A 26,299-nucleotide genomic window follows, 5' to 3' on the forward strand; every position below is an offset into this window, starting at 1 on the left:
AGCGCTTTGCCCCGTGCGCACTTTCGCTGACCTGCTCGTATGGTTGAAGGGCTATGTGTCCTGGCGGAAGGATGACCGGTGCCCGAGGTCCGGTTCGCGGTACTAGGGCCGCTTCGCGTGCGGCTCAACGGTGCGCAGCTGGCACTGGGCCCACGGCAACAGCGTGCTGTCCTGGCGATGTTGCTCGTGAACGCCGGGCAACCGGTGCTGGTCAGTGATCTTGTCGACGCGTTGTGGCCGGACAAGGCGCCGCGCAGTGCGGTGAACGTGATCCATCGGTATGTCGGCCAGCTGCGAAGACTGCTCGAACCGGAGCTGCCGCCGCGCGCCGAAGGGCAGTGGATTCTCCGCAGTGGCGGCGCCTACCGGCTCCACGTGGACAGCGAGTCCGCTGACATCACGCGGTTTCGTGCGCTGATAGAACAGGCGCGCGCCGCGGACGGACGCGAGGCCGTCAGGTTGTTCGTGCAAGCGCTGGGCCTGTGGCGTGGCCGCTGCGCATCGAGTGAACGCCTTGATACGAAGGCGGATGCGCTCTATGCCGGAGTGGACCAGGAGTGCCTGGCGGCACTGGTCGAGGCGGCCGATGTAGCGCTGGCGAACCACATGGCGGCGGAGATTCTGCCTGAGTTCAGGCGGATCGCGCCGTACGATCCGTTGAACGAGGTTCTGTACGCGCGATTGATGGTGTTGCTCGCGGCCGTCGGCAGACAGTCCGAGGCGCTCACCGTGTACGAGGAGATCACGCAGCGGCTGGCTGACGAACTCGGCGTCGACCCAGGGCCGGACCTGCGTGCCGCCCAGCAGAAAGTCCACCGTCAGCACCCGTCCCTTGCGGTGGCGAGACCGGCCCAGTTGCCCAGCGATCTGCGGACGTTCAGTGGCCGGGAGGCCGACCTCGAACGGATGCTCGTGGCTGCCGGATCCATTTCGGTGGCGTTGATCGAGGGGATGGCCGGTGTCGGCAAGACGACGATGGCCATCCGGCTCGCGCACGAACTGGCTCCTCGGTTTCCGGATGGCCAGCTCTTCGTCAACCTGCGCGGTTTCGATCCCGGTGGTGTCACGACCGCTCCCGAGGAGGCGTTGCGGCACTTCCTGTACGCGCTTGGCGTCCCCGGCAACCGTATCCCGCAACGTCTGGACGACATGGCTGCGCTGTACCGAAGCCTGTTGCGGGGCAAGCGAATTCTCGTGGTGCTGGACAACGCACGGGACGGCGCGCAGGTGATGCCGTTGCTGCCCGGTTCGGCCACGTGCCTGACCGTGGTGACCAGCCGCAACCGGCTGACGAGTGTGATCGCCCAAGTCGGGGCGAACCCGTTCATCCTGGAACCGATGCCGGCCGAGGAAGCCCGTGCCATGGTGGCCGCCCGGCTCGGCGATGACCGCGGTGAACTGGAGCCGCGCGCCGTCGACCAGATCGTCACCATGTGCGCACGCCTTCCATTGGCGCTGGCCATCATCGGTGCCAGGGCCGCGATGCATCCAGGTTTGCCGTTGAGCACGATCGCCCGCGAGTTGACCGGCGCCTCGGCCAGTCTCGACGCGTTCAGCCGCGACGGTGACGCGGCGGTCGATCTGCGCGCGGTGTTCGGTGCGTCGTACCGGACGCTCAGCGCGGATGCCGCGCGGATGTTCCGGTTGCTGGCATTGCATTGGGGGCCGGACGTTTCGGTCGCGGCGAGCGCGAGCATGGCGGGCATGACGCCGAGTTCGACGCGGGACGCGCTGTCCGAGCTGACCAAGACCCGGCTGCTGACAGAACATGTTCCTGGCCGGTTCGAGTTCCACGACCTGGTGCGCGTCTACGCGATGGAACTGAGCCACGAGATGGACGACCCCGCGGACCGCGACGCCGCGGTTCGCCGAATGGTCGACCACTACCTGGTCAGCTGTACCAACATGAGCACAATGGCGCCATTGTGGCCGATCGCGGACGTGTTCCTGACCAATACCCGTGTGGACGGTCCGGAAACGCCTACCAGTACGGCAGATGCGACGAAGTGGTTCGCCACGGAACGGCACGTGCTGGAGAACGTCGTGAAGAACGCCCTCGAGGTTGGCTTCTACGAACAAGCCTGGCGACTCGCGCTGGCGATGTTGTTGTTCTTCCAGAGCCAAGGGCGGTTCCCGTCGTGGGTGGCCACCCTGCACGCAGGGCTCGAGGCAGCGAAGGCGGCCGGGGACGTGGCGGCCGAAGCCCGTACCGCCCGAGGACTCGCCGGTGGATATCACCACGCCGGCGACAGCGAGAACGCCTTGCGCTACTTGAAACTCGCCGCCGACCTGATCGAAGACCTCGGCGGGACAACGGAAAAAGCACACATCCTGCGCAACATGGGCGACGTGCTGTCCGGTCTGGGACACGCCACGTCAGGCGACTACCCCAAAGCCTATGCGTTCTACGAGAAGGCTGCCGAGCTCTACCTCGAGTTGGACGAACCACGGGGGCTGGCGAACGCACGCCTGGGCATGGGGACGTGTCTGTACCGGATGGGAGCGCCAGAGCGGGCGTTTGCCCTGCAATGGGAGGCCATCGAGACGTGCAAGGTGGCGCAGGACATCGTGGGGGAGTCGGTGGCATGGGCGCAAGCCGCCGACGGCCGCCACGAAGTCGGCGACTACACCACTGCGGTCTCGTACTACGGGCACGCCGCCGAAATATGCCGCTCGACCAACCACGACATGGGATTGGTCAGAAGCCTGCGCGGCCTAGGCGATGCCTATGCCGCGTTGGGAGATCGTGACAGCGCCCGTGCCGCATGGGAAGAAGCGTTGTCCCGCACAGACGACCGGTTCCTGTCCGTGGAGATCCAGGCCCGATTGGCAAATCCACAGTAGACGTTCGGGTCCGCGGTACATCATTTGGGGACCGCTCCCAGGGTGGGTCGCTAGCGTCGGAATCGACATCTCCTTGGTGTCTTTCAAGGTGCACAAGCCGAAAGAACGGAAGGATCATGACGAAACTCCTACGGCTGGCGATCGTCTCTGTCCTGGCGATCGTCACGGCCGTGCTCGGCACACAAGGCAGCGCAGTCGCCGCCGAAACCGCGTACAACTCCAAGCGCCAGTACCTTTCCGCAGACCCCCCAGGCTCAGCGCCGGCGTCGTGCATGCAACGCAGCATCTACCTGGCCAATGGCACGTACGAATGGCGCCAGTTCCTAGGCAAATACACCGGTGTCGGCACCACCATGCGCATCCCCGCCGGTAACTACACGTGGCGGGATTGCCTGTATCCGATCGACGGGGCGGACGGCTGGGACTACCGCCATCAGACGGAGCTATACCGACAGGGGAACCCCGGATTTCACCTCGACGGCCTGTGGGGACTCACGAAATCGACCGACTACACCTGGGGATCGTTTCTCGACCCAGACTTCTGAGCGATTTCTCAACGCCATGACCGGTTAGTCCTCGCGCCTTAGCGCCAAGCGGCCCTCTGCCAGTCCATTCGCTGGTAGGGGGCCGTTTCGCGCAGTGAAGACGAGTGCCCCACCAGCAAGGGCAGAAGCATGCACGCGTTAGCGTGCTGGCGTGGCGGTCGAAGGCGCATCCGTGGACGGGTTCAGGTTCGAGCAGGACCTGGTACGAGCACTGCTGCGGGAACAGCATCCGGATCTCGCAGACCTCGAACTGCGTGAAGTGAACGGTGGCTGGGACAACCAGCAGTGGCGTCTCGGGGCGGAACTGGGCGTGCGCCTGCCGCGCACCGAACGCGCCCCCGATCTACTGCGCACCGAGCAGAAGTGGCTGCCCGTCCTCGCGGAGCGCCTGCCGCTGCCGACGCCCACTGCCGTGCGCATCGGCGAACCCTCGGCCCTGTTCCAGCACACGTGGACGATCACGCGCTGGGTTCACGGCGAGCCGGCGGACTACACGCCGATCACCAGCACTGACGCGGCCGAGACCCTCGCAGGTTTTCTGAAAGCCCTGCATCAACAGGCACCCGCGGAAGCCCCAGCCAACCCAACCCGCGGTATCCCGCTGGCCAAGGTGCAAGACGGTTTCACCAACTCGTTGAAGGTCATAGCCGACGACGCGAACGCTGACGCCGCCCGAGAGATCTGGGAGAAGGCCGTCGCGGCGCCCACGTGGGCCGGGGCACCGACGTGGCTGCACGGCGATCTGCACCCAGCGAACGTCGTCGTGCGGAACGGAACACTCTCCGGAGTGATCGACTTCGGCGAGATGTGCGCAGGCGATCCCGCAACCGACCTGTCAGCCGCCTGGATCCTGCTGCCCACAGGCTCAGCGAGCCGGTTCTTCGACGCCTACGAAAACGCCGACGACGCCACGATCGCACGGGCTCGCGGCTGGGCGGTCCTGCGATCGCTGAACCTGCTCAGCATCGGACGCAACGGCAGGCTCGGCCTGCCCGGAGGCAAACCGACGTGGGAACCAGCAGGCCAAGCCGCACTCGAACGCGCACTGACCACAAACTGACCCGCCAAGTGCCTACACGAAACGGAGAAGGCCGCCCAACAGCTCATTCAGGAGGCCACGCGGTAGCCGCTGCGTAGTGCGTGTGCGGCGTATTTGTGGTGAACCCTTGTTCCGTCTGTCCGAACCGAACAAGACCGGACAACATGTTAGCGGCCCTCTACCGGCGTTTCCGCTGGTAGAGGGCCGTTTCGCCCGGTGAAAGACGAGTGCCCCCGGCAGGAATCGAACCTGCGACACACGGTTTAGGAAACCGGTCACCGGCCGAAGCGTGGCAAGGCGGTGACCAGCGATGATGGCGCGGAGACATCGTCCTGGCGCAGGCAGTCGCCACGTATTCGCCACAGAGGGCAGGGACGAGCCGCCAAGCCACCTCCTAGGCGTCTTCGGTCAGGCAGCCCCGTCGCGACGTTCACTACCTCCGCAATCAGGCAGGCGAGGCATCTGGGCGTGGCGGCTTCTGGGTGGGCTGGGGCAGTGCGGGGAGCGCTGGGTGAAGCTGACCGACATCACTCGTGCAGTGAAAGGACGAGTGCCCCCTTGGTTCGCACCGTCCGGACCAAGCGCCACTCGAAGAGCAGGCCGACGGCCTTGTGAACGGTTTGAGGCGAGACGGCGTACTCCCGAGCAAGGTCCCGCTCGCCTGGCAGCCAAGTACCAGGGGGAATGTCCCCAAACGTGATCCGGGCCGCGAGGTCGTCGGCGACTCGTTCGTACAAGGCGCGAGGCAACACCACGGCGAGGCATCTTACCCCGGATAGAACGCTTGTTCGACGTGCAAGAATTGGGCACGTGGCCAACCTCGTACTGACCGAAGAGCGTCGCAGCGAACTGGCGGCACTACTAGATGACGACCAACGTCTTCATGCCGAGTATCCGAAAGTGGCCGAATATCTCGACGCGGCCCCTTCTTTGCGGGGTACTGGTGACGACGTAGCAGACGCCGCTTTTGATCTGAGGTTCGTCCATTACGCGACCGGCGGTGTGGAGCACAGTCAAAACCCGTACTGGGACATCGTCGCGCCTTCTGTATCCGAGCAAGATGGACGCCGCGTCGTAAACGGCGGTAGTGCCAACGGCAGTCCGCGGCTTGCCTATGCGCAGATGTTGCTCCAGGCGATGTACGCATACGCGATCCCATCACCAGAAACACTCGATTGGGTGTGTCAGTTCTGTGATGGTAAGCCAGTAGTGGAATTGGGCGCTGGCCGGGGGTACTGGGCGGCGCAATTGAGCCATGCCGGAATTGTGATTGACGCCTACGACTCCGAACCGCCCGACAAGGCGGACAACGTCTCTTTCCCTGCGACGTCCGGCCAGAAAGACGTTTGGAGCACTGTAGGCACCGTGCAGGAATACGCACAACGGCTTGCCGCCTCGGTGGATTTCGTCCTACTCCTTTGCTGGCCCCCCGGTTGGGGCGCAACGATGGCTTCGGAGGCCCTTGCGACCTTCGCTGACGCAGGTGGTGAGCGGGTCGTGTTCATTGGGGAGCCACAGGGCGGCAAGACCGGTGATGACGCCTTTTTCGAGGATCTGTCCGCCCGGTGGAGCCTAGAGTCCGCGGACGAAAAGTACGTATCGTGGTGGAACTTGGGCGACTCCGCTCAAGGCTGGATAAAGAAGTGAGCCCGGTTGCGGCCCGCACCGGGCGTGCAACCAGGCTCACATACGTCGACCTTTTAGCAAAATGTCAGCGAAGTTTCATCCGACAAACGAACGCTTCATAACGGTTCCATGGGTACGACACATCAGACACCATGATCACTCGACCATCTGCCGTGATAAACCGCTGATGAATGGTTTTAACGAGTTCGCCCGATGGGGTCTTTAGCCATTCGGCATGTGCTGGGACTGGAATTTTGTCCGCGTACTTGTGTTCTAGATCGGTCGCATCCTCTATGCCTGTTACATCCATGGGTTGATAGGTGTCCGAGATTGATATCGGTCGCCCGTCTTCTGACGCCCGTGTGACGACATGCGAGATTGCATCGCCGGGCGCAACGTCGAGAATTCCCGCGATTTCGTCGTTTGCGCGCACAAGCCCTGAAACACGGTCGACTTTGATTGCCTGACCAGATTCGTTACCAAACGTCGTTTCCGGGCTTTCCATCTGACGTTCAGGTGAGATGTGAATCAGATTAGGGCGGTCCGCGACGAAAATACCCCGCCGCGGCACCTTCCGAATGAGCCCTTGCCCCTGAAGTAGGTCCAGAAACTTCCGCACAACGGCATCGGATACGCCGTGACGCGTTGCAAGCTCCGCATAGCTCGGTAGCTGGACACCTGGAGGTAGTTCACCGCCGCGGATCTTTCGCGCGTACTCGCCCGCGATGGTGACGTACGCCGGGTCTGCCATGAAGCTGATCCCTTCCACTGTGCGCGCGGCTTGTCCGTGCTGCGCGACCCGAGTCTACCAGCTTCGTATACGCAGGATGACCTGCGGGTTCGTAACTACGTATACGCAAGGGCTTGTGCGTATACGTAACTTCGGATACGTTGACGTCATCAACCCAGACGGGCCAGAAGCGTCAGAGACTTGGAGGGGTTCAAATGGCCAGGACCAAGACCGCGATGCCGAAAGTGCGTCTCGCTAAGTCAGGCGGTGGTCGGCGGAAGCTGATCACGTTGCTGGTTCTTGGTGCTGTCGTGTTCTGGGTCATCAAGGACCCGGTTGGCGCGGCTGACTTCGTGTCGACCGTGTGGAACGGGTTCGGCGAGTTCTTTTCGAACCTGAACATCACCCGCTGATCTCTCTCCTGAGTTTGTGTCCGGGTTACCGGATGTCTCGCCCTGATTGTTCGGGCCGCTGAAATCCCCCTTTCGCTTTGCTGGGTGTCTTTTGGCTGCGCTCTTGCTCTTTGAATAACTCCACAGTGGATAGACGCCAGTTAGGGCAGCCTGCCGCGCGATGACCCCCTCACGTTGGGAAACCGTTGGGGCGCTTAGCCATCGAAGAAGGCTGCCGCCGCACCGTTGGGTGCCGTTCCTTCGCGTTGCCTGTCGACTTGTCCGGGATGACGCGAAGGTTCGGGAACCAACGGCAAACGTCTAACGAGGCTGACTCTCCAGAAAGGACAACTCATGGCTGATGACGAGCTGACCGACGACCAGGCCGCCATGGTGACCGCAGCGCTCTGGGACAACCTTCCGTCAGACGCGCGCAACGCGATCCGCGCCGGGTTGGACTTCGAGGACCTGCACCTTGTCCGTGACGCGGTCCAGCACGGCCGCCGGTTGCAGCGCAAGAACAAGTAGCGACTTCCCCGGCCCGGCGGTCCATCCGACCACGAACGTGCCCGCCGGGCCGTTCCTTTCCCGACTCACACCTACCTGTCAGGAGCGTATTTCCGATGTACAGCAACCACTTCCCGGATGGTTTGACCCGCGACATCATCGACGCCTTGATCGCGGAAGCGTTCGACACGATCGACGAGGCCGCCGCGGAACCGACCTCCGCCTTGTTGGACGGCCCGGCGGCGCGTCGCTGGACGCGGCGAGTGGAGCGCCGCACGATCACCGGCACGGTGCGCACGCTCCCGGTGTCTCGTCCCCTGCACATCGGGCCGGATGGCGAAGAGGCCGCGTGATGGGCAGGAGGCAATACCCGTGGGTCTGGGCTGATGTGCCGTGGTCGGAAGCGCAGCTATTGACCCGGGGCAAGCATGACGGGTTGCCGTTGCTGTCCAAGGGACTTGCGGACCGCGCGATCCTGGCGACCAGGCGACAGTTGCGGCGCCAAGGGTTGCGACCAGGTGGTCAGGACCCCGTCGCCATTTTGTACTTCTATAGCCGGAAAGCAGGCGGGAAGGTCTTCGCGAACCTGTACCTGATCGCTAAAGCCAAACCGGTTCGTCCGATGACTCCGGCGAAGTGGCACGCACTGAACAAGGCCAACCTCGCCCGGCGAACCTGTCCCGAATGCCATCGCGACGTGCTCTACGTGATCTACCCGTCTGTTGGCATGTGCTTCGCATGCCTGGAAACCAGCGAAACCACCAAGGCAGCACAGACCGCTGCGTAGGTCCAGAAAGGACACCTGATCACCATGGCCAAGAAGACCTCCGTCCTTGCCGACTTGCTAAGCATCCGTCCCCGCGACATCGACCCGTGTTCACAGCGCGTGGCCTGGCTGATGGACATGGCCGACGCGATGGAGTCCGAGCTGAACACCGATGAGGCGCGCGAAGCCGCCGCAGAAGCCCGAACCGCCGCGTTGCGACTGCTCACCATCGCGATCTCTGACGTCGCCGGTAGTACCGCCACGTTGACGATTGATGGGTGAGCTTTTCCAGCCCTTACTTCGAACCCATGAAGGGAATTTGAGCATGTCCAGCGGATACAAGCATTGGGCCGTCGAGAAAAGCTGGTGGCACGGCACCGTCACCACGGCATGCGGCCTGGTGCTCACGAAGCCGGAGAGGGCGAGCTGGTTTGCCACCGAATGCCCCGCTTGCAGGCGGATCAGGAAGCAACTTGCCCGGTAGCTCTGCCCCGGCCCGGCGGTCCATCCCGCCAAGAACGTGCCCGCCGGGCCGGGTCTCCCAACCCACACTTTCTAGCCAGGAGAAGCTCATGGTAGCCACCGTCAAGGTGACCGCGCGGTTTGACACCCCGCGCACATGCCAACACGCCCACGGTGTCCATTGTGGCCGCTGTATTGACACTGACCCCGAGTACCGCGCGCACGTGGCCCATGGCGGGCCGACGCGTGATGCCTGCCCGTACTGCCCGGACAGCGCGGACATCGAACCGGCCGCGAGTCCAGTCGACCCGTTCGACCCGCTCGGGGTGCTCAACGGGTCGCATGTGAGCAACTGTCCGGTGCTGACCGACCCGGACCCCGTGCCCGACGACTGCATCTGTGTGGGGTGACCAGCGATGACCGTAAGCACTGGAAGTGCGTACCCGCCGTCGGTTGAGGACTTGTTGCCGCGGGTTCGTGAGCGTGTGGCCGAACTGGGTGAGGTTCCGTCCCGTAACCAGATCATGCGCGAGTTCAAGGTGGGCGCGCGGAAAGCGTCCATGGTCCGCGAAGCGCTTGCCGACGGGCCACCGGCCGAGCCAGCGCAGCCACCGGAGCATGCTGACCGGCAGACCCGGCCGCTACGTTCGGTCTCCCAACCCACGGACGAGACGATCCCGGACTCGGACACGCCGGACCCGGCGGGTCTGGACCCGGTGGCCGTGCGCGACCTGACCGCCCGGATTGGCCAGTGGGCGACGGAGTTGGGCCGGTATCCGTCGGTGGACGAGATCCTGGCCCGGTTCGAGCTCACCGACCGCGACATCGCCACCCGGATTCACTCCGTGATGTCGCCCGGGTGGACGGCCAGCGAGACCGCACAGGTCACCGAACGCCCGACGGTTGCCGAAGTGCCGCAGGTCACGCCGGTCGCAGACCCGGATACGGCACAGCCTGCGCCACAGGGCGCTCCGGCCGCCGATACGGGACCGGTGCGCACGTTTCGGCGGTGGCCGCTGGTGTTGCTGGCCCTGCCTGCGTTCGTGTCGATCTGGGGCGGCTGGGTGGGTCTGGGTCGGATGACCGGGTTCGGTCCGATCGTGCTGTTGCCGGGCATCTGGGACGAGCTGGTTATCAACTCGGCCATCACGTTGCCGATCGGTGTCGAGGCGTATGCCGCATTCGCGATGAGCGTGTGGCTGTCCAGCAAAACCCGCTCTGCCCGGACCCGGGCCTTCGCGATGTGGTCCGCGCTGGGCTCGCTCGCGCTGGGCATGGCCGGACAGGTCGCGTACCACCTGATGTCCGCCGCCGGGATCACCACTGCCCCGTGGCAGATCACCACGTTCGTGTCCAGCCTGCCCGTTGTTGTCCTGGGGTGCGGCGCCGCCCTGTTGCACCTGATGCATGAGGAGGGGAACCAGTGACCACCACCGAAACCGGCGTGTCCACACCGGGCCCCGACCAGCCCCGTGACGACGCCCAAGTCATCAATTTCCCTCGCGGCGCAACGGAAACCACCGGCCGTCCGCAGGACCCGCCGCCGATGGTGGTGGACGGTGAGGTAGTCACCGCGGGCGCGGACACCGCCTATGAGATCGAGCTGGACGAACAGCCCCCGGCCGGGCCGCCGACCCTAGTGGACACCACAACACCGGCCGTGGTGGTCGCGTCCGGCCCGGCGGCCGGGACCGCACGGCCGATCATCCCGCCGCAGCTGCGCCCGGAAAACCTCAAGGCGACGCTTGCGCGTCTCGGGGGCCGGGCGTGGCACATCTCCCGGTACCACGCGGTCCGATCTCCCTGGTACACGCTGAAAGCGGCCGCGTTCGCCACCCGCGGCCTGGTCCGGCTGTTGGCCGGTCAGGTGCGGTGGTGGTGGGTGCGCAACTCGTTCACGCTGGAACAGCACGCCGCCGACACCAAGCAACTGCTGGAGTGGGAACGGATTCACCGGCAGATCAAGGCCACCCGAGCCTGGCGCGGGTGTGTCCTGGCCGTCGAAGCCGCCGCGGTGCTGATCGGTGGTCCGTTGCTGTGGTCCGCGCTGCCCTCGTTCTGGCTGACGGTCGGGGTGGCCGGGGCTGTGGTGGCGTTGGCCCGCTACGGCCGCCCGGCCGGGCAGACCGTGCTCGGCACGGCCACCGTGGCGCCGCGGTTCCGCAAGCTCAACGCGGACATCGTGCTGCGTGCCTACTACGCGGCCGGACTCGGGCATCCGAGCAAGCCGGACCAACAGATCCAGTTCGGGTCTCCGATGGCACGCGACGCGCGCAACATCGGTTCCCAGGTCGTGATTGACCTGCCGTGGGGCAAGGGCTGGTCGGATGTGATGAACGCCAAGGAAAAGCTCGCGTCCGGTTTGGACGTGCACGTCAACCAGGTGTTCCTTACCCCGGACCGGTCCTCGACCCGGCGGCACACGTTGTTCGTGGCCGACCAGGACCCGCTGGCCATCCCGGCCGGGCGTACGGACATGCTGGACTGCAAGCCCCGCAGCATCTGGCGGCCGGTCCGGTTCGGCAAGGACGAACGCGGCGCCCTGGTCGAGCTCGTCCTGATGTGGGTGTCGGTGCTGGTCGGTGCCCAGCCACGCAAGGGAAAGACGTTCTCCGCACGGTTGATCGCGTTGCACGCCGCGCTGGACCCGTACGTCAAGCTGTTCATTGTGGACGGTAAGAACTCGCCGGACTGGGCCAAGTTCCGCTTGGTGGCCCACCGGATCGTGTTCGGCACCCACCCCAACCCCAACGACGACAACCCGGTAGAGAACTTGCTCGCGGTGCTGGACGAGATCCTCGACCACATCGAGAAGGTCAATCAGGTTCTGGCGACGTTGCCGGTCACGGTGTGCCCGGAGGGCAAGCTCACCGAAGAACTGGCCCGGGACCCGCGCTACCCGGACCTGCGGGTGGTTGTGCTGGTGATGGAAGAGTTCCAGGTCTATTTCGAGACCGAAGACCAGGACGTGAACAAGCAGATCGCCGCGAAACTGTCCCGCATCCAGGCCGTGGGACCGTCCGCCGGGGTGTGCATCCTGTCCAGCTCCCAGAAACCGTCCGGGGTCGGCGCGGGCGACGTGGGCCGGTTGTTCAACCGCTACCGCGACAACCACGCCGTGCGCTTCGCGCTCAAGTGCGGCAATCGTCTGGTCAGCGAGGCCGTCCTGGGTGGCGACGCGTACGCCGAAGGTTATGACGCGTCCAGCCTTCCGGTCGGCAAGGAGTACCTGGGTGTGGGCTTGCTCTACGGGCAATCCGATGAAACCCCTACGGTGCGGACGTTCCTGGCCGACCACGCCGACGCGGAAAAGATCCTGATCGCCGCCCGGGCACACCGGGAACGGGTCGGCACGCTCACCGGCATGGCCGCGGGTGAGGAGATCGAGCGGCAGGTGCGGGACGTGCTGGCCGACGCACGGACCGCGTTCGGCACCGACACCCGGCTGCCGTGGCAGATCCTGGCGTCCCGCATGGCGGAGTCGATGTCGGAGCACTACGCCGACCTGACCGCCGACGCGATCAGCGCGCAGCTGCGCGGGCTCGGGGTGCCCAGCGTGAACGTCAAGTGGGACGGCCAGGTGCTCAAGGGCGCCAAGGCCGCCGACGTGACCGCCGCGGCCACCCGCCGCGACACAGAAAAGTAACCCACCGTAACCGGCGGGAAGGGCGGGGCGGTCGCCGGTGGGTAGCGGCTGCTCCGCTACCGGTAGCGGCTGCGCTACCCCCTCCCGCTACCCACCACACATCACCTGATCAGGCCGTATTTCCGCAGGTAGCGGGTAGCGGCCACACCCCCGCTTGCCCTGAAACCCGCCCATGGAGGCCTCTTGTGCCTATCCACGCCGCTACCACCATCCCGATAACCGCTACCTACAGTAGCGCCCTGAGTGGGCTGGTCGCTGTCGGCCTTCTCGCCCTGGTGATCACCACGCTGGGCTACCTGACCGTGTGCTGGCTGCGTCCGTTCACCCGCTGCCGCCACCGCCACCCGCTACGCCGCCGGGCCACGCGCTGCACCCGATGCGACGGCACCGGCTACCGCGTCCGGGCCGGTCGTCACCTCCTCAACCGGCTACGTGACTCCCACCGCCGCCACGGCCGACACCGCGACTGGCGTGACGGCACCTGACCACTATCCCGTTTGGAGCGACCCATGAACGTCAGCACGTTCAAGCACATCCTCATCGCCGCCACCGCCATCAGCCTCGCGGTCACCGGCTGCCGCAACCCTTCTGCCGACGACGCTCCGATACCCGCGGCTGCCACCGTGACCGAACAGGCCCTTGCTGCGTTGCCCGTGCGGGACGAGGACACCGGCGCGCACTACAACCGCGACGACTGGGGCGACTGGACTTCGCCCGGCCGAACCTGCTCGACTCGTGTCGTCATCCTGCAACAGCAAGGCCGGGACGTCAGTCTCGGCAAGGGATGCCGTGTCCGCAGTGGAACGTGGACCAGCCCGTATGACGGTCTTGTCCTGACCGACCCCAACCAGGTCCAGATTGACCACCGCGTGCCGGTCAAGGAAGCCGTCCGCTCCGGCGCCCGCGACTGGACACCCGAGCAGCGACACCGGTTCTACAACGACCCGAACAACCTCATCGCCGTCTCAGCGAAGTCCAACACCAGCAAAGGCGACCGGGACCCCGGACGGTGGACACCCCGCAAACGCGACGCCTGGTGTGACTACGCCACCGCCTACATCACCACGAAAACCACCTACCGCCTGTCCATCGACACCCGCGAGCGCGACGGCCTGGCCACGATGCTCGCCACCTGCCACTAACCCGCCTGCCTGTTCCGTCCGCCACTGACGCAAGGGAAACCTCCGTCATGACTGCCAACCTCACGAGCATCACACCGCCCGACCGCCCGACCGAACCTGCTCGGTTGCTGCCCACGTTGCAGCTGGGAGCCACCCGGTCCAGCCACCGCTGGACCGAGCAACCGGGCAACTGGGACCGGCTCAACACCCGTGCCCTGTTCGACTCGGACAACCAGTGGGGAATCCCCGCCCTGCCACCAGCCCGGTTCGAACCGGCTCGGCTGGTGGCCTACAACGACCGCCGCGCCTGCACCACCGCCACCGGAACGGGCGCCGCAGTGCACTTTTTCTTGGACGACTACCGGTTCGAAACCGTGTGGTCCAAACCAGAACGTGGCCTGTCGCGCTGCCGCACGGTCGGCACCGCGTTAACCCCGGACTTCTCGCTGTGGTCCAACATGCCGCGGGCCATGCAGCTGTGGCAGGTCTACCGCTCCCGGTGGTGTGGCGCCTGGCTCCTGCATCACGGCATCACCGTCATCCCCACCGTGAGTTGGTCCACGCCGGAAACCTATGACTTCACGTTCGCCGGAATCGCTACCGGCTCGGTAGTGGCGGTGTCCACCGTCGGCACCCGCCGCGACCCGGACGCCCGACAGCTGTTCGCCGCCGGGTTCACCGAGATGCTCACCCGTCTGCGACCGTCCACAGTGCTCTGCTACGGCACTCTGTCAACCTGCTCGGTTGGTGTGGACGTGCCGGTGGGCACGACGATTCGCTGTTACCCGTCCCGATGGGACGGTCGGGCCGGTGACCGGTGATGGGTGGCCGCGGCAGCAAAGGACGCGTTCGAGCGCACGGGCCGGTGGTCGCAGTGCACGGCGGACCTGTGGACGAGAACCTCGAACAGAAACAGGACGAGACACCCATGCCATCGATAGCGGACACCCGCGCCGACGACTACCACGCAGGCGCACGAACCCCCACCGAACCAGAACAACGCGGCCGGGACATCGAACGCCAAATCCGGCAGGCCTATCAGAACATCGTCGAACGCGACGGGCTGAACCCACAACACGCATTGGTCAACTTGGCCGACCTGCGTAGCCATCTCAACTGGGACGTCAACAAAGCCGAGGTCGACGCCGTGCTCCGTCAGATGGACGGCCCTGGAGTCACACTCATGCCCGAAGCCCGTTGGTGGGTGCGCCGTGAATCGGCCACGCAAGCTGGCGCGGTGCGCGTCGGCAACGAAGACAACCACGTCATCAAGATCTGGGGTGGACCTGACCGCTGACCGCGCGAGCACGGACCTGCTCGGTTGCTGCCGCTGACCGGGTGGGACGGCAAACCGAAAGCGGTGCGGCTGCGCCGCCGCACTCACTGACCAACGCACACCTACCACTTGCTCTCGCCACCCACGGCGGCCACCGGGTCGCCGTGGGTTTCCTTTGGGGAGACTGTCATGTCTGATCTGCTGACGTCCGCACTGGACGCCGTCGGCCGCGGGTGGCCGGTGTTCATCCTGGGACGCACCAAACGCCCCCTGGCCAACTGCAAAGCCTGCCGCGACACCAATCCGGTCGAGCATGACCCGGCCGCGTGTGAATGCCTGACCTGCCACGGGTTCTACGCGGCCACCACCGACCCGGCCCGTGTCACCGCCATGGTCACCCAGCATCCGCGCGGCCTGCTCGCCGTACGGACCGGGGCTGTGTCCGTCCTTGTGGTCGTCGACATCGACCCCAGGAACGGTGGACGCCTAGACACCACGCTCATGCCGCCCACAACGGCCGTAGCGACCGGAAACCACGGCTGGCACCTCTACTACCGCCACCCCGGTCACCCGGTCCTCTCGCGAGGTCTCCCGGGCTTCCCCGGGGTGGATATCAAGGCCGACGGCGGCTACGTCGTTCTGCCGCCGTCGATCCACCCAGTCACCCGTCTGCCCTACCGGTGGCTGCGGGTCTGTGGCCGGGTGAATGAGATGCCCCCGCGCCTGCGTGACGCGGTCAGTCAACCTGTCGAGCCGCGACCCGGCCCAGCGGTGGCCACAACCGCTGGCGGATGTGGCGCCGGGCTGATGGCCGGGGCGGGGGGCATCTCATCCCCAGCCGCACTGCTGGACGCGCACCTGGCCGCGGTCGCCCGTGCGCAGGAAGGCCGTCGCCGAACCACCCTCTACGGCGCCGCTCGCGGCGTGGCCCGGATGGTCGGCGCCAAAGCGCTGGACACGGCCACCGCCATCGCCGCGCTGACCGACGCCGGACAGAAGGCGCAACAGTCCGAACGCGACATCCGCAAAGCAATCGCGGGCGGATTCCAGGCCGAAGGGGTCCCGTTGTGACCCCACCACACGACCCGAGCAGGTACGTGTATGCGTGGCGCGACCCGGCCAGTGACCTGGTCGCGTTGCGCGGCGGACCGCGTAATCTGCGCTGGTACACCTATCGCGACTGGCTCACCGCCCGGCAGGCCAGCCGCCGACTCGGCTACCGCCTATCGCATGCGTGCGGCTCTGACCGCTGCTACGCGCCAACCATTCAGTGGGCCAAGCGCACCGACGAGCCGGAATCGTCCATGCAGGCCCGCGTCTGGGCCTACATCCCACCCGCTCAATGGAACGCGTGGGGCCGGGAATACCTCACCCCTGAGGAACAAACCCCCTGCGCACCAACAATTCCCGCACCACGCACCCGCGCTCAAGCCACACGACCAGCGGCACGCCCGGCCATGCCCCAACCGGTTGATCCGCGGCCGGACGGCGAGACGGCGATGTTGCCGCTGTGGACAACAGAAGAGGTGACGCCATGACTACCAGACGGATTCTCGTCACCGGAAGCCGGAAATGGGGCGACGTCCACCGAATCCGGTCCGTGTTGGCCTATCACCGGGTCGCCTTCCCAGACGCGATTCTGGTCCACGGCAACGCCCGCGGCGCTGACCGCATCGCCGCCCAGATCTGGAAAAGCTGGGGTCTGCCGACCGAAGCACACCCGGTCACCAACACCGAATGGGCCGTCAACCGCGGCGCCGGGCACGCCCGTAACCGCCGCATGATCGAGGCAGGCGCTGACATTTGCCTTGCCTTCATTCGCAACAACTCGCCCGGGTCCACCCACTGTGCCCGGTGGGCCATGGATGCCGGAATCCCCACGTATCTGCACGTCCACACCGATTCGTAGGAAGGCAGGCAGTCATGGACGTCGTCGCCGTTCCCGGCCGCCCTATGGGCGCGGCCATTCTGGACAGTCTGCACGCCGCACTCACCCGCTACGTCATTCTCCCGTCCCCGGCCGCGGTAGACGCGGTCACGCTGTGGATCGCGGCCACCCACGCGCAACCAGCCTGGGCACACGCGCCGCGGCTGGTCATCCGGGGACCGGAAAAGCGGTGCGGCAAATCAAGACTGCTCGACGTAGTCGAGTCCACATGTCATGACCCGTTCATCACCGTCAACTCCAGTCCCGCCGCGATCTACCGGTCCCTCAACGACGACCCGCCCACAATGCTGGTCGACGAAGCAGACACCATTTTCGGTCAGGCAGCAGGCGGCAACGAAGAGTTGCGCGGCCTGCTCAACGCGGGCCACCAACGCAACCGACCAGCCAAACGCTGGGACGTCAACACCAACACAGTGGAATCCATCCCCACGTTCGCCATGGCCGCACTCGCCGGAATCGGCGCCATGCCCGACACCATCGAAGACCGCGCCGTCATCATCCGCATGCGTCGCCGGGCACCCGGCGAAACCGTCTCGCCCTACCGCCACAAACGTGACCGGCCACGCCTACGGGCCATCGCCCACCAATTGCGGACATGGCTCCGCGCCGACCTGCCCGCACTGGAGGCCGCGGAACCGGAAATGCCCGTCGAAGACCGCGCCGCGGATACGTGGGAACCTCTGATCGCGGTCGCCGACCGCGCCGGAAGCCACTGGCCCAAACGGGCCCGCGCCGCCGTTCTCGCGCTCACCGCAGAGGCCGCCAGCGACGACCGAGGATCTATCGGTGTCCGGCTGCTGGTCGACTGCCGCACCGCATTCACTGGCCACACAGCCCTGTCCACCGCGAACCTGTTGACCCGACTGAACAGCGACCCGGAAGCACCCTGGCGGGAATACGGACACGGCGGACTGACCGCAATAAAACTGGGCAAGCTACTGGCCGAATACGACATTCGATCGTGCAACGTCCGGTTCACCGACGGCACCCAGGCCAAAGGCTATTTGAAATCCCACTTTGTCGACGCTTGGAACCGGTACTGCCCGACCCCGCTCACCGCCGTGAACACGGCTGAGGAGGGGGAGCCGTCCCAGCCGTCCCAGCCGTCGCATCCCTGGTCAGAGCGGGACGGCTACACCGCGTGGGACGGCTTGAGCCGTCCCACGGACCCACATCCCCCTGCCGTTCGGCAGGCACCCAAATAACCCTTGGGACGGCTTAAGCCGTCCCAGCCAACCAAGCCGTCCCAGGGCTGACCTGCGATGGGACGGCTGGGACGGCTGGGACGGCTTACCCCCTCACCCCTGTGCAGGCGCCGTCTGGGACCGGTCGCCTGCTCCGAACCGTCAACGAACTTGTCATGGAGTACAACCATGCCTGCGCACAAGCACATCAAGGTCGCGCAGATATGCGCCGATCTTGGAATCTCTCGGTCCACCTTTTATGAATGGCGCGCCAAGGGGCGGGCGCCACGGTGTAGCAGACTGCCAAACGGTGAAATCCGAGTCAGCCTCACTGTCTATGAGGAGTGGCTGGCGTCGCTTGAGGAGTCGGCGTAGTGGACACCACATACGACGTCAAAATTTGGTCCATCCGCGTCTACAGAGGCGCCAAGGTGACCACTTATACGGTCCGGTGGAAGACAGGCAACTCCGTGTGGCCCATGACCTTCACTCACCGAGGGCAGGCGGACAGCTTCCGGTCAGATCTCGTTTCTGCCGCACGTAAGGGTGAAGCGTTCCGGCTGTCGGACGGACTCCCCGTGTCCATGGGACGGTCGGACAACGACATGTCCTGGTATGAGTTTGCGTGCTCCTATGTGGACATGAAGTGGAAGTCAGCTGCGGCCACTTACCGACGCAGCATCGCCGAAGCGTTGGTAACGGCAACTGCTGGCATGCTGAAGTCAGCCCGGGGAAAGCCTGATGACAGGGTGATCCGGTCAGCGTTGCTGCGATGGGCTTTCAACACGCAGCGGAGGAATGACCCCGAAATGCCGCAACAGGTTGCGGAGGTGCTCAGGTGGGTGGAGCGCAACACCAAACCAGTGTCCGCCTTGGCCGATCCGCAGGTGCTGCGCTGTGTGCTGAACGACATCGCCAGCAGGCTAGACGGTAAGGCGGCTTCGGCCACAGTGGTCAACCGGAAGCGGGCGGTTCTGTCGAATGCGATGGAGTACGCCGTACTGGAGTTGAAGCTCCTTGAGAAGAACCCGATACCGGCCCTCAAGTGGAGGGCACCGAAGGTTACGCATGTTGTGGATCGCCGGACGGTGGTCAACCCTGTTCAGGGGCGAACGCTACTCAACGCCGTGGCGGAGGTTCGTTGGAGCGGCAGGCGGCTACAGGCGTGCTATGCCTGCTCGTATTACGCCGGGCTTCGGCCAGAAGAGGCTGTCAACCTTCGCGAGCACAACCTTGCGTTGAAACCGCTGGTGTGGAACGCGGCTACGCAGAGCTGGGAACGTCCAGAGGACGACTGGGGCGAGTTCCTTCTTGAACGGGCCACGCCTCACGCAGGTAAGGAGTGGACCGACACTGGTCGGGACCGTGACGAGCGAGGCTTGAAGCACAGACCGGTAGGTGAAGTTCGCAGGGTGCCGATCCCACCTCCGCTGTCGGGGATGCTCCGTGACCACATCGACGCGTTTGGGATCGGTCCGGACGGCAGGCTATTCCGAGGAGAACGAGGCGAGGAGGTTCCAGTCATCACCTACCTGCGTGTGTGGCACCGGGCTCGCGCTTTGGCGTTCACCCCGGAGGTGGCCGCGGGGCCACTTGCCAGGCGGCCGTACCACCTCCGGCATGCGGCGCTGTCCACGATGCTCAACGCGGGAATTCCGGCAACGCAGGTGGCTGAATGGGCGGGCAACTCGGTGGACGTCCTTCTCGCCGTCTACGCGCAATGCATGGACGGGCAGTACCAGCAGGACCTGAACCGGATGGGAAAGGCGTTCGGCTGCTGAGTCGGTGCGACGTGGCGACGTCGCCACGTATTCGCCACGAACAGCCGTTGATCATCGGATACAGCCGGACACAACCGGACAACACGTTAGCGGCCCCCTACCGGCGTTTCCGCTGGTAGAGGGCCGTTTCGCCCGGTGAAAGACGAGTGCCCCCGGCAGGAATCGAACCTGCGACACACGGTTTAGGAAACCGTTGCTCTATCCCCTGAGCTACGAGGGCGTGCCTCCGATCATACGGGGCACCGCCACCGCGTTACCGCCCCCCTCTGGGCCTACGTTGGACCTGTGTTGATCGTGTTGTGTGGGCTGCCGGGAGCTGGGAAGAGTGCGATGGCGGAGGCGTTGGGGCGGGCATTGCCTGCGCCTGTGCTGTCCGTTGATCCGGTTGAGGCTGCTATGTGGCGGGCGGGGGTGGGCAGGGAGCAGCCGACGGGGCTTGCGGCCTATGTGGTGGTCGAGGTGCTCGCCAAGGAGGTGCTGAGGCTGGGGCAGACGGTCATCGTCGATGCGGTCAACGATGCCCTGGAGGCTCGGCAGCAGTGGGAACGGCTAGGTGCTGAGCCGCGCTACATCGAGGTGATCTGCTCGGATCAGGCCTTGCATCGTGAAAGGTTGGAGAGGCGTCGCAGGGGCATCGAGGGGTTCGATGAGCCGACCTGGAGTCAGGTTGAGGAGCGTCGTAAGAACTTCGAGGCTTGGCACGGCGAGCGGTTCACCGTCGACTCCGTCAACGACCTGGGCGAGAACGTGAAGCTGGTCCTGAACCACCTACGCAGTTCAGGACCAGCGACAACTCAGTACGAGTAGAGCTCCAGCTCGTACAGCGAGTAGCCCCAGTTGGTGCCGCGCTGCACTCCGACGAAGCGCACATAGCGAGCGTCAACCGCGGCGAAGGAAGCAGTGTCCACGCCGCCGTCGCCTGCAGTCGTGGAGTACGCCGTCCGCCATGTCGAGCCGTCGGTCGATGTCTCCAGGCGGTACGACTTGCCGTACGCCGCTTCCCATCGCAGCACCGCACGGGACACTCGCTGGACTGAGCCGATGTCCACGGTCAGCGACTGGTTGTCGGACCAGTCGCTGGCCCAGCGGGTTTTCATGTCGCCGTCGACGGCGTTGCGAGCCGGTGAGGGATAGGCGCCGGTTTCCGCGCTTGTTGCCGACACCGCCGCCGTACGGGACAGGTTGGCGATGTTCTGGCCTCGGCGCGCGGGGAATTCCACCACTTGCTGGAACGTCGGCCGGTTCTGCCAGGTGATCTTGTCGTGGGTGATTCCGCCCAACGGGCTGTGGATGATGCTGTCCGCGCACCACTGGTCTCCGGCCGCGCATGAAGCGTCGCCTGGGTAGACCTGGTTGAGGGGTGCCGCGACGGCTTGGCCGAGGGTGGTCAGCAGGACTTGGCGGCAGCCGGAAACCGTTCCGCCACCGCAGTATTTCTGCGACAACGGGCCTGCCACCTGGTCGCCCAGCACCGACCTGAGGTCCTTCTGCACGTAGCCCCACCAGCCGTATTGGAACGACGAACCCTTGTGCGGCTGGCCGCTGTGGAAGTCCGGCTGTCCATTTTGGAACCCTGATGGTGACTCGTTGATCCCCATGACGCCAACGAGTGCGTTGTAGGCCGCGTCGCCCAGCCCTGGCTGGAACTGCCCGCGAACCAGCAAAGGCCACCAGGCGTCGAGGATCTTGATCGCATCCGCGTGCCCGTACTTGTGGCTGCCCTGTGCCGTTTCCTTGCGCAGCGAGCCTGCGGATGCCCATGCCTTCAAAGAGGACACAGCCTGGGCCAACCGGGTGTCAGTAATCGGTTGGCTCTCCAACACGCGAACCAGGTATGGCAGGACGCGTTCCGCGCGCAGGTCAGCCAATGCCGCATCGGCCATCGCCTGGGTCAAATTCACCCGGGTGACCTTCTTGCCGCCCGAGATCAACGCGCGCACGCGGGAGTCGAGCAGGTCACCGCGGTGCACCGAGCTCTTGTCGTACCCCGCGTTGGCGTAGTCCTTCGCCTGAGCGTTGTTCCAGGAGATGAAGTAGTCCTGGTTGATGGCCTGCGGGTGCTGCTCGAACGGGGTGTAGGAAGCGCTGTTGGTTGCCGGGGTCCAGCCGTTCCATTCGTAGGCCTGCTGCGCCCACACCGGCATGTTCGGGTCCACATTGGCCTTACGCGACGGGTTGGCGCCCGAGTTGAAGTACGCCGTGTCACGGGAGTCCACGTAGAACCAGTTGAACGTGTAGTTCACGTGCGAAGCCGCGCGCTGGAAATCCTGCGCCGAGGAGATCACGTCCGGGTCGTTGAACTCCTGGAAGCCGATGATCGAGTCGATCTCGTGCTGGTAGGTCGAACGCAGGCTCGCGTACGCCACCGGCTTTCCGCCGACGGTCGCGCGGTGCGTGATCGGGCCATAGGCCGTGCGGAAGCTGACCAGGCGGTACGAACCCTCCGGCGTGCCGTCGGCAACCGTTGGCTTCCAAGCGTTCTTGCGCTCGATCGTCTCGATCGGGGTACACACGCCACGCAACAGGTAGTGCGTCGAGTTCTTTGTCGGCGCCTTTCCGGAGGGATCGCACAATTCGACCGCGTAGGTGTCGATGATGTCCTGCGCCGAAGTCGTCGCGCTCCAGGAGTAGTCCTGGCCGCGTCCTAGCAACACGTAGAAGCTGATTCCGGCGAACGACGCACCGCGGGCACTGATTCCGGGACCCTGGATTTCCTGCAGGATCAGCAGCTGCGGGGCGAAGTAGCCGGTCTGCGGCCCGAACACGGCCACCGGGTTGCCGCTTGCCGTGTGCTGGCCGGAAACCACCAGTGCGTTGGACATCCCGTGCTTCTCGCTGACCAGATTCCCTGGCAGCACACCGGAGTTGAACACGCCACGGGCCGGCTCCAGCTCCTTGGGGGCGGGAACATCGACAGTGGCGGGCGAAGCCGAACCGGCTGACCCGGTCGGGTCGAAGATCAGCTGCTGCGGGGAGACGGATCCCTTGTCGGGCAGGGCCATTCCGGCTGGGTTCGCGGGCGCCTGGCCGTACGGGAAGCTCTGGCCGTTGTGGAGCGTGTTGACCGTCTCCGGGTCGTTCTGCGAGCGGAACGCCTGCCAGGCTTTCTCGCCTTCGACCGCGCCATAACGTTCGTGGAACGCCATTCGCGTGATGGCGGACTGCACCTCGCCGCCACCGCCGCCGCCGAACTGCGCACCCACCACCGATGCCAGGATCACCAGGTCGGGCAGGGTGAACGGGTCGATCTTGCCGGCGTTGGTGATCGAGTCGATGTGCCCGGTCAGCACGTACTCGCCGGGGAAGTACCGGCCACTGTGCGACTGCTGGATGTAGAGGTTGATGCCCTCGACATATGACCGAGCGTCGGCGAGGGCCCGTGCGCCCGCCGGGCTTGAAGAGGCCGCACGGTCGATCTGGGCCTGCAGTTCGGCCTCGTTGTACGGCGCCGCCCGGAAGAAGTCCTGCTCGAGTTGCCGGTTGGACGGCGCGCCGCCCGCGAAGGGCGTCAGCTGGCCGCGCCCCACCCGGCGGAACAGGTCCATCAGCCAGAGACGGTCCTGCGCGGCGGCGTAACCCGCGCCGAACATCGTTCCCGCCCTGGTGGTGCCGGTGATGTGCGGCAGCCCGAGCTTCTTGTCACGCACGATCGTGACGTCCGCGCGGGGCTTGGTCGTGCTCTCGACCTGGTCCGCGGGGACACCGAAGGAGGAGTCGTTGAAGAACTGCCCGATTTTCTCGGTGGTCAGCGCGCCGTAGCCGGACGCGAGGGTGTCGTACTTGGCCAGTTGGTCCGACGCGTGCGCGGGCCGTGTGCCGAGCACCCGGTGCGCCAGGATGTCGGCCAGCGTGGCGTTGCCGTTGGCTCCCGGTGGCAGCACGTCACCGCACTGGCCGAGGCAGAAGTCGATCGGGGCCGCCGCCTCTACCTGCGGTTCCGCGACTCCGGACGGCGCGGCGGCGACGAGTCCGGTGACAGTGGCGAGAGCGGATAAGGCGGCGAGTAGGCGTCCGCGCGTCATTGCAGGGCTCCTCTCAGGGCGTGACATTCGCCACGTTACCTTCGAGTAGGATATTGCGAAAGAGCCTCACGTTTAACGGTCCGCAACGGGTTACGATCACTGAGTAGATAAATGTGACCCGTTAGGGATTGACCTTCAGCCTATTGGGTGAGAAAAAGGGCCATTGGACTCCTGTCGGACCGAAGGAACCGGTTCCGGCAGGACCCTGACCGGGGAGGCGCCAAAGGTGATCAAGGTGATGCTCGCGGACGACGAGGACCTCGTTCGTTCGGGACTTCGGACGATCCTGACCAGCGCGGGGGACATCGAGGTGGTCGCGGAGGCCGATGACGGTCTGCACGTGGCCGACCTCGCCAGGCAGCACCGGCCACACGTGGCCCTGCTCGACATCCGGATGCGCTCGGCGGACGGTCTGTTCGCGCTGCGCAGGCTGCGTGCCCTACCGGAACCCCCGAAGGTCGCCATGCTGACCACGTTCGACGTGGACGAGTACGTGACAGAAGCCCTGCGCATCGGCGCGAGCGGCTTCCTGCTCAAGGACACTGAACCCGCCGTGCTGGTTCGCGCCGTCCGGGATCTGGCGGCAGGCGGCGCGGTACTCGACCCGGGCGTGGCCGCCCGGGTGCTCTCACAGGTCGCGGACGGCGAGCGGGCCGCGGAGCCGGCACGGCGCCTACTGGCGTCGCTGTCCGAGCGCGAGCGTGAGGTCGTCGGCCTGATCGGCCAGGGCCTGTCCAACGCCGAGATCGGAAGCGCACTGCACCTGTCCGAGGCGACCGTCAAGGGTTACGTCTCCGCGGTGCTCGGCAAGATCGGCGCGGTGAACCGCGTGCAGGCCGCGCTGGTGGCCTATCGCGGTGGGCTCATCGCCTGATTCAGATCCGGCCATTCGACCCGGTTGCGGCCGTTTCGTTTTGCCAGATAGAGAGCCGTGTCCGCGGCGGCGAAGAGGTGTTCGAGGCTGCCGCGGCCATGAGCCACCCCGATACTCACGGTCGGGCGCCGTGCCGCGCCCAGCCGTGAGCGCCAGTCGTGCCCGTCCACTGCCGCCCGGATCCGCTCGGCCACGATCACGCCGAGGTGTCCTTCGCCGACGAGCAGGATGATGAACTCGTCCCCGGCCCATCGGGCCACGAGGTCGTTCGCCCGGCACTCACCGCGCAGCAGCTCCGCGATCTCCCGCAGCGCGCTGTCACCGACGGCGTGCCCGGCGTCGTCGTTGATCTCCTTGAACCAGTCCACGTCGATCACGATCAGCCACGGCGTCGCGCCGGTCGTCGCCGCGTGCGCGAGCACCTCCGGCGCCGCGCGTTCGAGGCCGAGCCGGTTGGTCAAGCCGGTCAACGGATCGCGCACGGCGGCTTCCTGAGCCGCGGTGGCGAGGCGTTGCGCCTGGATGGCGAACCGCCGTTGTTCCAGCGCCTGGCCGAGGCCTTCCTGCATGGTGGCCATCGCGGTGGTGCGGGCGTTGACGTTGCGCCGCAACGCGGTCGCTTCACCGGCGAAGTCGTTGAGCCGCGCGCAGATGTCCGCGAGGTCGGCGGAAAACCGTTGCAGCAGCGAGATGTCATTGATCAACTCGGCTTGCCGGACGGCCTGGCTCGCGTGCGTCCGCGCTTCCACGAGCCGGTCCTGGTTGCGGCGCACCATGGACAGCACCCAGTTGCCGACCGCGATGCTCCACCGGTCGCCGTCGGACAGTCCCGCTTCGAGGGTCGCCTGCGCGGCTTTCTCGCCCTCGTCGAACTCTCCGCAACCGACCAGTGCCGCGCCGTAGGCAGCGAGCAATGTCCGATGCGTGCGTTCGGTCGCCTCAAGGGTGAGGCCTTCGGCGAGAACCTTGCGCGATTCAGTGAACATCGGCAGGGCTTCGGCCGGTGACCGTTCCATCGCCTCGAAGTTCAGCGTGCCGCCGAGTCGTTGCAACGCCAGTGCGAGCTCGCACGAGTCGCCGCTCGCCCGCGCGGTCTCCACGGCGTGGCGCAGCATCGGCAACGCCGCCCGGACGTGCCCGATGCCGTTGAGCAGATAGCCGAGCAGCCCGATGGCAGTGGCGGCACGGGATCCGGACGGCGGTTCGCTGTCGATGTCCGTCCAGCCCTCGGCGGCCAGTTCGAGGGCGAGCGGGATCCGCCCGAGTCGCCACGCGATGACGGCCCGTCCGGTCAGGATCGCGGCCCGTGACCACGTGTCCACGTCGGCGGGCATGACCTCAAGGGACTTGTCGAACCGGGCGGCCGCCTCCGCGAGCTGGTCAGTGTTCAGCAGCAGGCGGATCTCCCGGTCCTCCCGGAGAATCTCGCCAGCCTTGTCCTGCTCGTCGTGGTCCAACCCGGCCTCGGCAACCTGTAGCCCCTCGCACACCCCGGGCCGAGATTACCCGGGTAAGCCGTCAGATCGGCACCACGAC

The 26,299-nt window shown here is 65.7% G+C and carries 27 protein-coding genes and 1 tRNA gene; 23 read left to right on the forward strand and 5 right to left on the reverse strand.

The genetic code is table 11. The features are described from left to right. Positions 1-78 precede the first annotated feature (78 nt). The 3 genes from B9C43_RS24375 to B9C43_RS24385 all read left to right on the forward strand — a co-directional run bounded on the left by B9C43_RS24375 (position 79) and on the right by B9C43_RS24385 (position 4,449). On the forward strand, positions 79-2,844 hold the full coding sequence (locus B9C43_RS24375; protein ID WP_084429393.1) for an AfsR/SARP family transcriptional regulator: 2,766 nt from the start codon (positions 79-81) through the stop codon (positions 2,842-2,844). Between the two features lie 116 nt (positions 2,845-2,960). Beyond that, complete coding sequence (locus tag B9C43_RS24380; protein WP_033383355.1) at positions 2,961-3,389, forward strand: hypothetical protein; 429 nt, start codon at positions 2,961-2,963, stop codon at positions 3,387-3,389. A gap of 151 nt (positions 3,390-3,540) precedes the next feature. After that, positions 3,541-4,449 carry an aminoglycoside phosphotransferase family protein gene (locus B9C43_RS24385; protein WP_235038809.1) on the forward strand — a complete coding sequence of 303 codons (909 nt, stop codon included), beginning with the start codon at positions 3,541-3,543 and terminating at the stop codon, positions 4,447-4,449. 506 nt (positions 4,450-4,955) lie between these two features. On the opposite strand, the gene B9C43_RS24390 is transcribed toward B9C43_RS24385, so the two are convergent. After that, on the reverse strand, positions 4,956-5,183 hold the full coding sequence (locus B9C43_RS24390) for a winged helix-turn-helix domain-containing protein (RefSeq protein WP_235038810.1): 228 nt from the start codon (positions 5,181-5,183) through the stop codon (positions 4,956-4,958). Between the two features lie 55 nt (positions 5,184-5,238). On the opposite strand from B9C43_RS24390, the gene B9C43_RS24395 reads away from it, so the two are divergent. After that, positions 5,239-6,075 carry a hypothetical protein gene (locus B9C43_RS24395; RefSeq protein ID WP_084429395.1) on the forward strand — a complete coding sequence of 279 codons (837 nt, stop codon included), beginning with the start codon at positions 5,239-5,241 and terminating at the stop codon, positions 6,073-6,075. A 64-nt stretch (positions 6,076-6,139) separates the two neighbouring features. Here B9C43_RS24395 and B9C43_RS24400 read toward each other — a convergent pair whose 3' ends face one another. Continuing rightward, complete coding sequence (locus B9C43_RS24400; RefSeq protein WP_084429820.1) at positions 6,140-6,805, reverse strand: GntR family transcriptional regulator; 666 nt, start codon at positions 6,803-6,805, stop codon at positions 6,140-6,142. Between the two features lie 194 nt (positions 6,806-6,999). Here B9C43_RS24400 and B9C43_RS24405 point away from each other — a divergent pair, with 194 nt between their 5' ends. The 17 genes from B9C43_RS24405 to B9C43_RS24485 all read left to right on the forward strand — a co-directional run bounded on the left by B9C43_RS24405 (position 7,000) and on the right by B9C43_RS24485 (position 19,867). After that, positions 7,000-7,197 (forward strand): hypothetical protein, encoded by a 198-nt coding sequence (locus B9C43_RS24405; protein ID WP_084429405.1) that lies wholly within the window; start codon positions 7,000-7,002, stop codon positions 7,195-7,197. Between the two features lie 333 nt (positions 7,198-7,530). Next, complete coding sequence (locus B9C43_RS56820; RefSeq protein WP_160096668.1) at positions 7,531-7,704, forward strand: hypothetical protein; 174 nt, start codon at positions 7,531-7,533, stop codon at positions 7,702-7,704. Between the two features lie 95 nt (positions 7,705-7,799). Beyond that, the gene (locus tag B9C43_RS24410; RefSeq protein ID WP_084429406.1) at positions 7,800-8,036 is read left to right on the forward strand and encodes a hypothetical protein; all 237 of its coding nucleotides are present in this window, start codon (positions 7,800-7,802) and stop codon (positions 8,034-8,036) included. After that, positions 8,036-8,470: an RRQRL motif-containing zinc-binding protein gene (locus B9C43_RS24415; protein ID WP_200825678.1), complete on the forward strand. Its 435-nt coding sequence runs from the start codon at positions 8,036-8,038 to the stop codon at positions 8,468-8,470. Before B9C43_RS24410 ends, B9C43_RS24415 begins: the two co-directional genes overlap by 1 nt. 24 nt (positions 8,471-8,494) lie before the next feature. Then, complete coding sequence (locus B9C43_RS24420) at positions 8,495-8,731, forward strand: hypothetical protein (RefSeq protein ID WP_084429408.1); 237 nt, start codon at positions 8,495-8,497, stop codon at positions 8,729-8,731. 290 nt (positions 8,732-9,021) lie between these two features. Continuing rightward, positions 9,022-9,321 (forward strand): hypothetical protein, encoded by a 300-nt coding sequence (locus B9C43_RS24430; RefSeq protein WP_084429412.1) that lies wholly within the window; start codon positions 9,022-9,024, stop codon positions 9,319-9,321. Positions 9,322-9,327: 6 nt separating this feature from the next. Further along, the gene (locus tag B9C43_RS24435) at positions 9,328-10,338 is read left to right on the forward strand and encodes an ABC transporter permease (protein WP_235038811.1); all 1,011 of its coding nucleotides are present in this window, start codon (positions 9,328-9,330) and stop codon (positions 10,336-10,338) included. Continuing rightward, complete coding sequence (locus tag B9C43_RS24440; RefSeq protein ID WP_200825679.1) at positions 10,335-12,557, forward strand: hypothetical protein; 2,223 nt, start codon at positions 10,335-10,337, stop codon at positions 12,555-12,557. Before B9C43_RS24435 ends, B9C43_RS24440 begins: the two co-directional genes overlap by 4 nt. Positions 12,558-12,742: 185 nt before the next feature. After that, the gene (locus tag B9C43_RS24445) at positions 12,743-13,042 is read left to right on the forward strand and encodes a hypothetical protein (RefSeq protein ID WP_084429414.1); all 300 of its coding nucleotides are present in this window, start codon (positions 12,743-12,745) and stop codon (positions 13,040-13,042) included. A gap of 24 nt (positions 13,043-13,066) precedes the next feature. Continuing rightward, complete coding sequence (locus tag B9C43_RS24450) at positions 13,067-13,699, forward strand: HNH endonuclease family protein (protein ID WP_084429416.1); 633 nt, start codon at positions 13,067-13,069, stop codon at positions 13,697-13,699. Between the two features lie 47 nt (positions 13,700-13,746). Continuing rightward, complete coding sequence (locus B9C43_RS24455) at positions 13,747-14,499, forward strand: DUF4417 domain-containing protein (RefSeq protein ID WP_084429418.1); 753 nt, start codon at positions 13,747-13,749, stop codon at positions 14,497-14,499. Between the two features lie 107 nt (positions 14,500-14,606). Next, on the forward strand, positions 14,607-14,975 hold the full coding sequence (locus tag B9C43_RS24460; RefSeq protein ID WP_143446556.1) for a hypothetical protein: 369 nt from the start codon (positions 14,607-14,609) through the stop codon (positions 14,973-14,975). 168 nt (positions 14,976-15,143) lie between these two features. Beyond that, positions 15,144-16,025, forward strand: a complete 882-nt coding sequence (locus B9C43_RS24465) for a bifunctional DNA primase/polymerase (RefSeq protein WP_084429422.1) — start codon at positions 15,144-15,146, stop codon at positions 16,023-16,025. Beyond that, positions 16,022-16,492 carry a hypothetical protein gene (locus B9C43_RS55735; RefSeq protein ID WP_143446557.1) on the forward strand — a complete coding sequence of 157 codons (471 nt, stop codon included), beginning with the start codon at positions 16,022-16,024 and terminating at the stop codon, positions 16,490-16,492. Before B9C43_RS24465 ends, B9C43_RS55735 begins: the two co-directional genes overlap by 4 nt. Beyond that, entirely contained in the window at positions 16,489-16,863 is a 375-nt protein-coding gene (locus tag B9C43_RS24470; protein ID WP_084429424.1) for an SLOG family protein, read from the forward strand. Before B9C43_RS55735 ends, B9C43_RS24470 begins: the two co-directional genes overlap by 4 nt. 14 nt (positions 16,864-16,877) lie before the next feature. Beyond that, complete coding sequence (locus B9C43_RS24475; RefSeq protein WP_235038812.1) at positions 16,878-18,107, forward strand: DUF3631 domain-containing protein; 1,230 nt, start codon at positions 16,878-16,880, stop codon at positions 18,105-18,107. Positions 18,108-18,895: 788 nt separating this feature from the next. Beyond that, complete coding sequence (locus tag B9C43_RS24485) at positions 18,896-19,867, forward strand: tyrosine-type recombinase/integrase (protein WP_235038813.1); 972 nt, start codon at positions 18,896-18,898, stop codon at positions 19,865-19,867. Between the two features lie 147 nt (positions 19,868-20,014). On the opposite strand, the gene B9C43_RS24490 is transcribed toward B9C43_RS24485, so the two are convergent. Further along, positions 20,015-20,087: transfer RNA gene (locus B9C43_RS24490), tRNA-Arg, on the reverse strand. A 74-nt stretch (positions 20,088-20,161) separates the two neighbouring features. Here B9C43_RS24490 and B9C43_RS24495 point away from each other — a divergent pair. Further along, a complete protein-coding gene (locus B9C43_RS24495; protein ID WP_268811590.1) occupies positions 20,162-20,674 on the forward strand; it encodes a P-loop nucleotide/nucleoside kinase family protein in 513 nt (170 codons plus the stop codon). Here B9C43_RS24495 and B9C43_RS24500 read toward each other — a convergent pair. Beyond that, a complete protein-coding gene (locus tag B9C43_RS24500) occupies positions 20,662-23,889 on the reverse strand; it encodes a penicillin acylase family protein (protein WP_084429431.1) in 3,228 nt (1,075 codons plus the stop codon). The genes B9C43_RS24495 and B9C43_RS24500 overlap by 13 nt on opposite strands. Positions 23,890-24,115: 226 nt before the next feature. Here B9C43_RS24500 and B9C43_RS24505 point away from each other — a divergent pair, with 226 nt between their 5' ends. After that, positions 24,116-24,763: a response regulator gene (locus B9C43_RS24505; protein WP_037254530.1), complete on the forward strand. Its 648-nt coding sequence runs from the start codon at positions 24,116-24,118 to the stop codon at positions 24,761-24,763. Here B9C43_RS24505 and B9C43_RS24510 read toward each other — a convergent pair. Continuing rightward, complete coding sequence (locus tag B9C43_RS24510) at positions 24,739-26,253, reverse strand: GGDEF domain-containing protein (protein WP_235038815.1); 1,515 nt, start codon at positions 26,251-26,253, stop codon at positions 24,739-24,741. The two genes, B9C43_RS24505 and B9C43_RS24510, sit on opposite strands and share 25 nt — an antisense overlap. Positions 26,254-26,299: the final 46 nt, after the last annotated feature.

It is taken from the genome of Kibdelosporangium aridum, assembly GCF_900176515.1.
Taxonomy (GTDB): Bacteria; Actinomycetota; Actinomycetes; order Mycobacteriales; family Pseudonocardiaceae; genus Kibdelosporangium; species Kibdelosporangium aridum.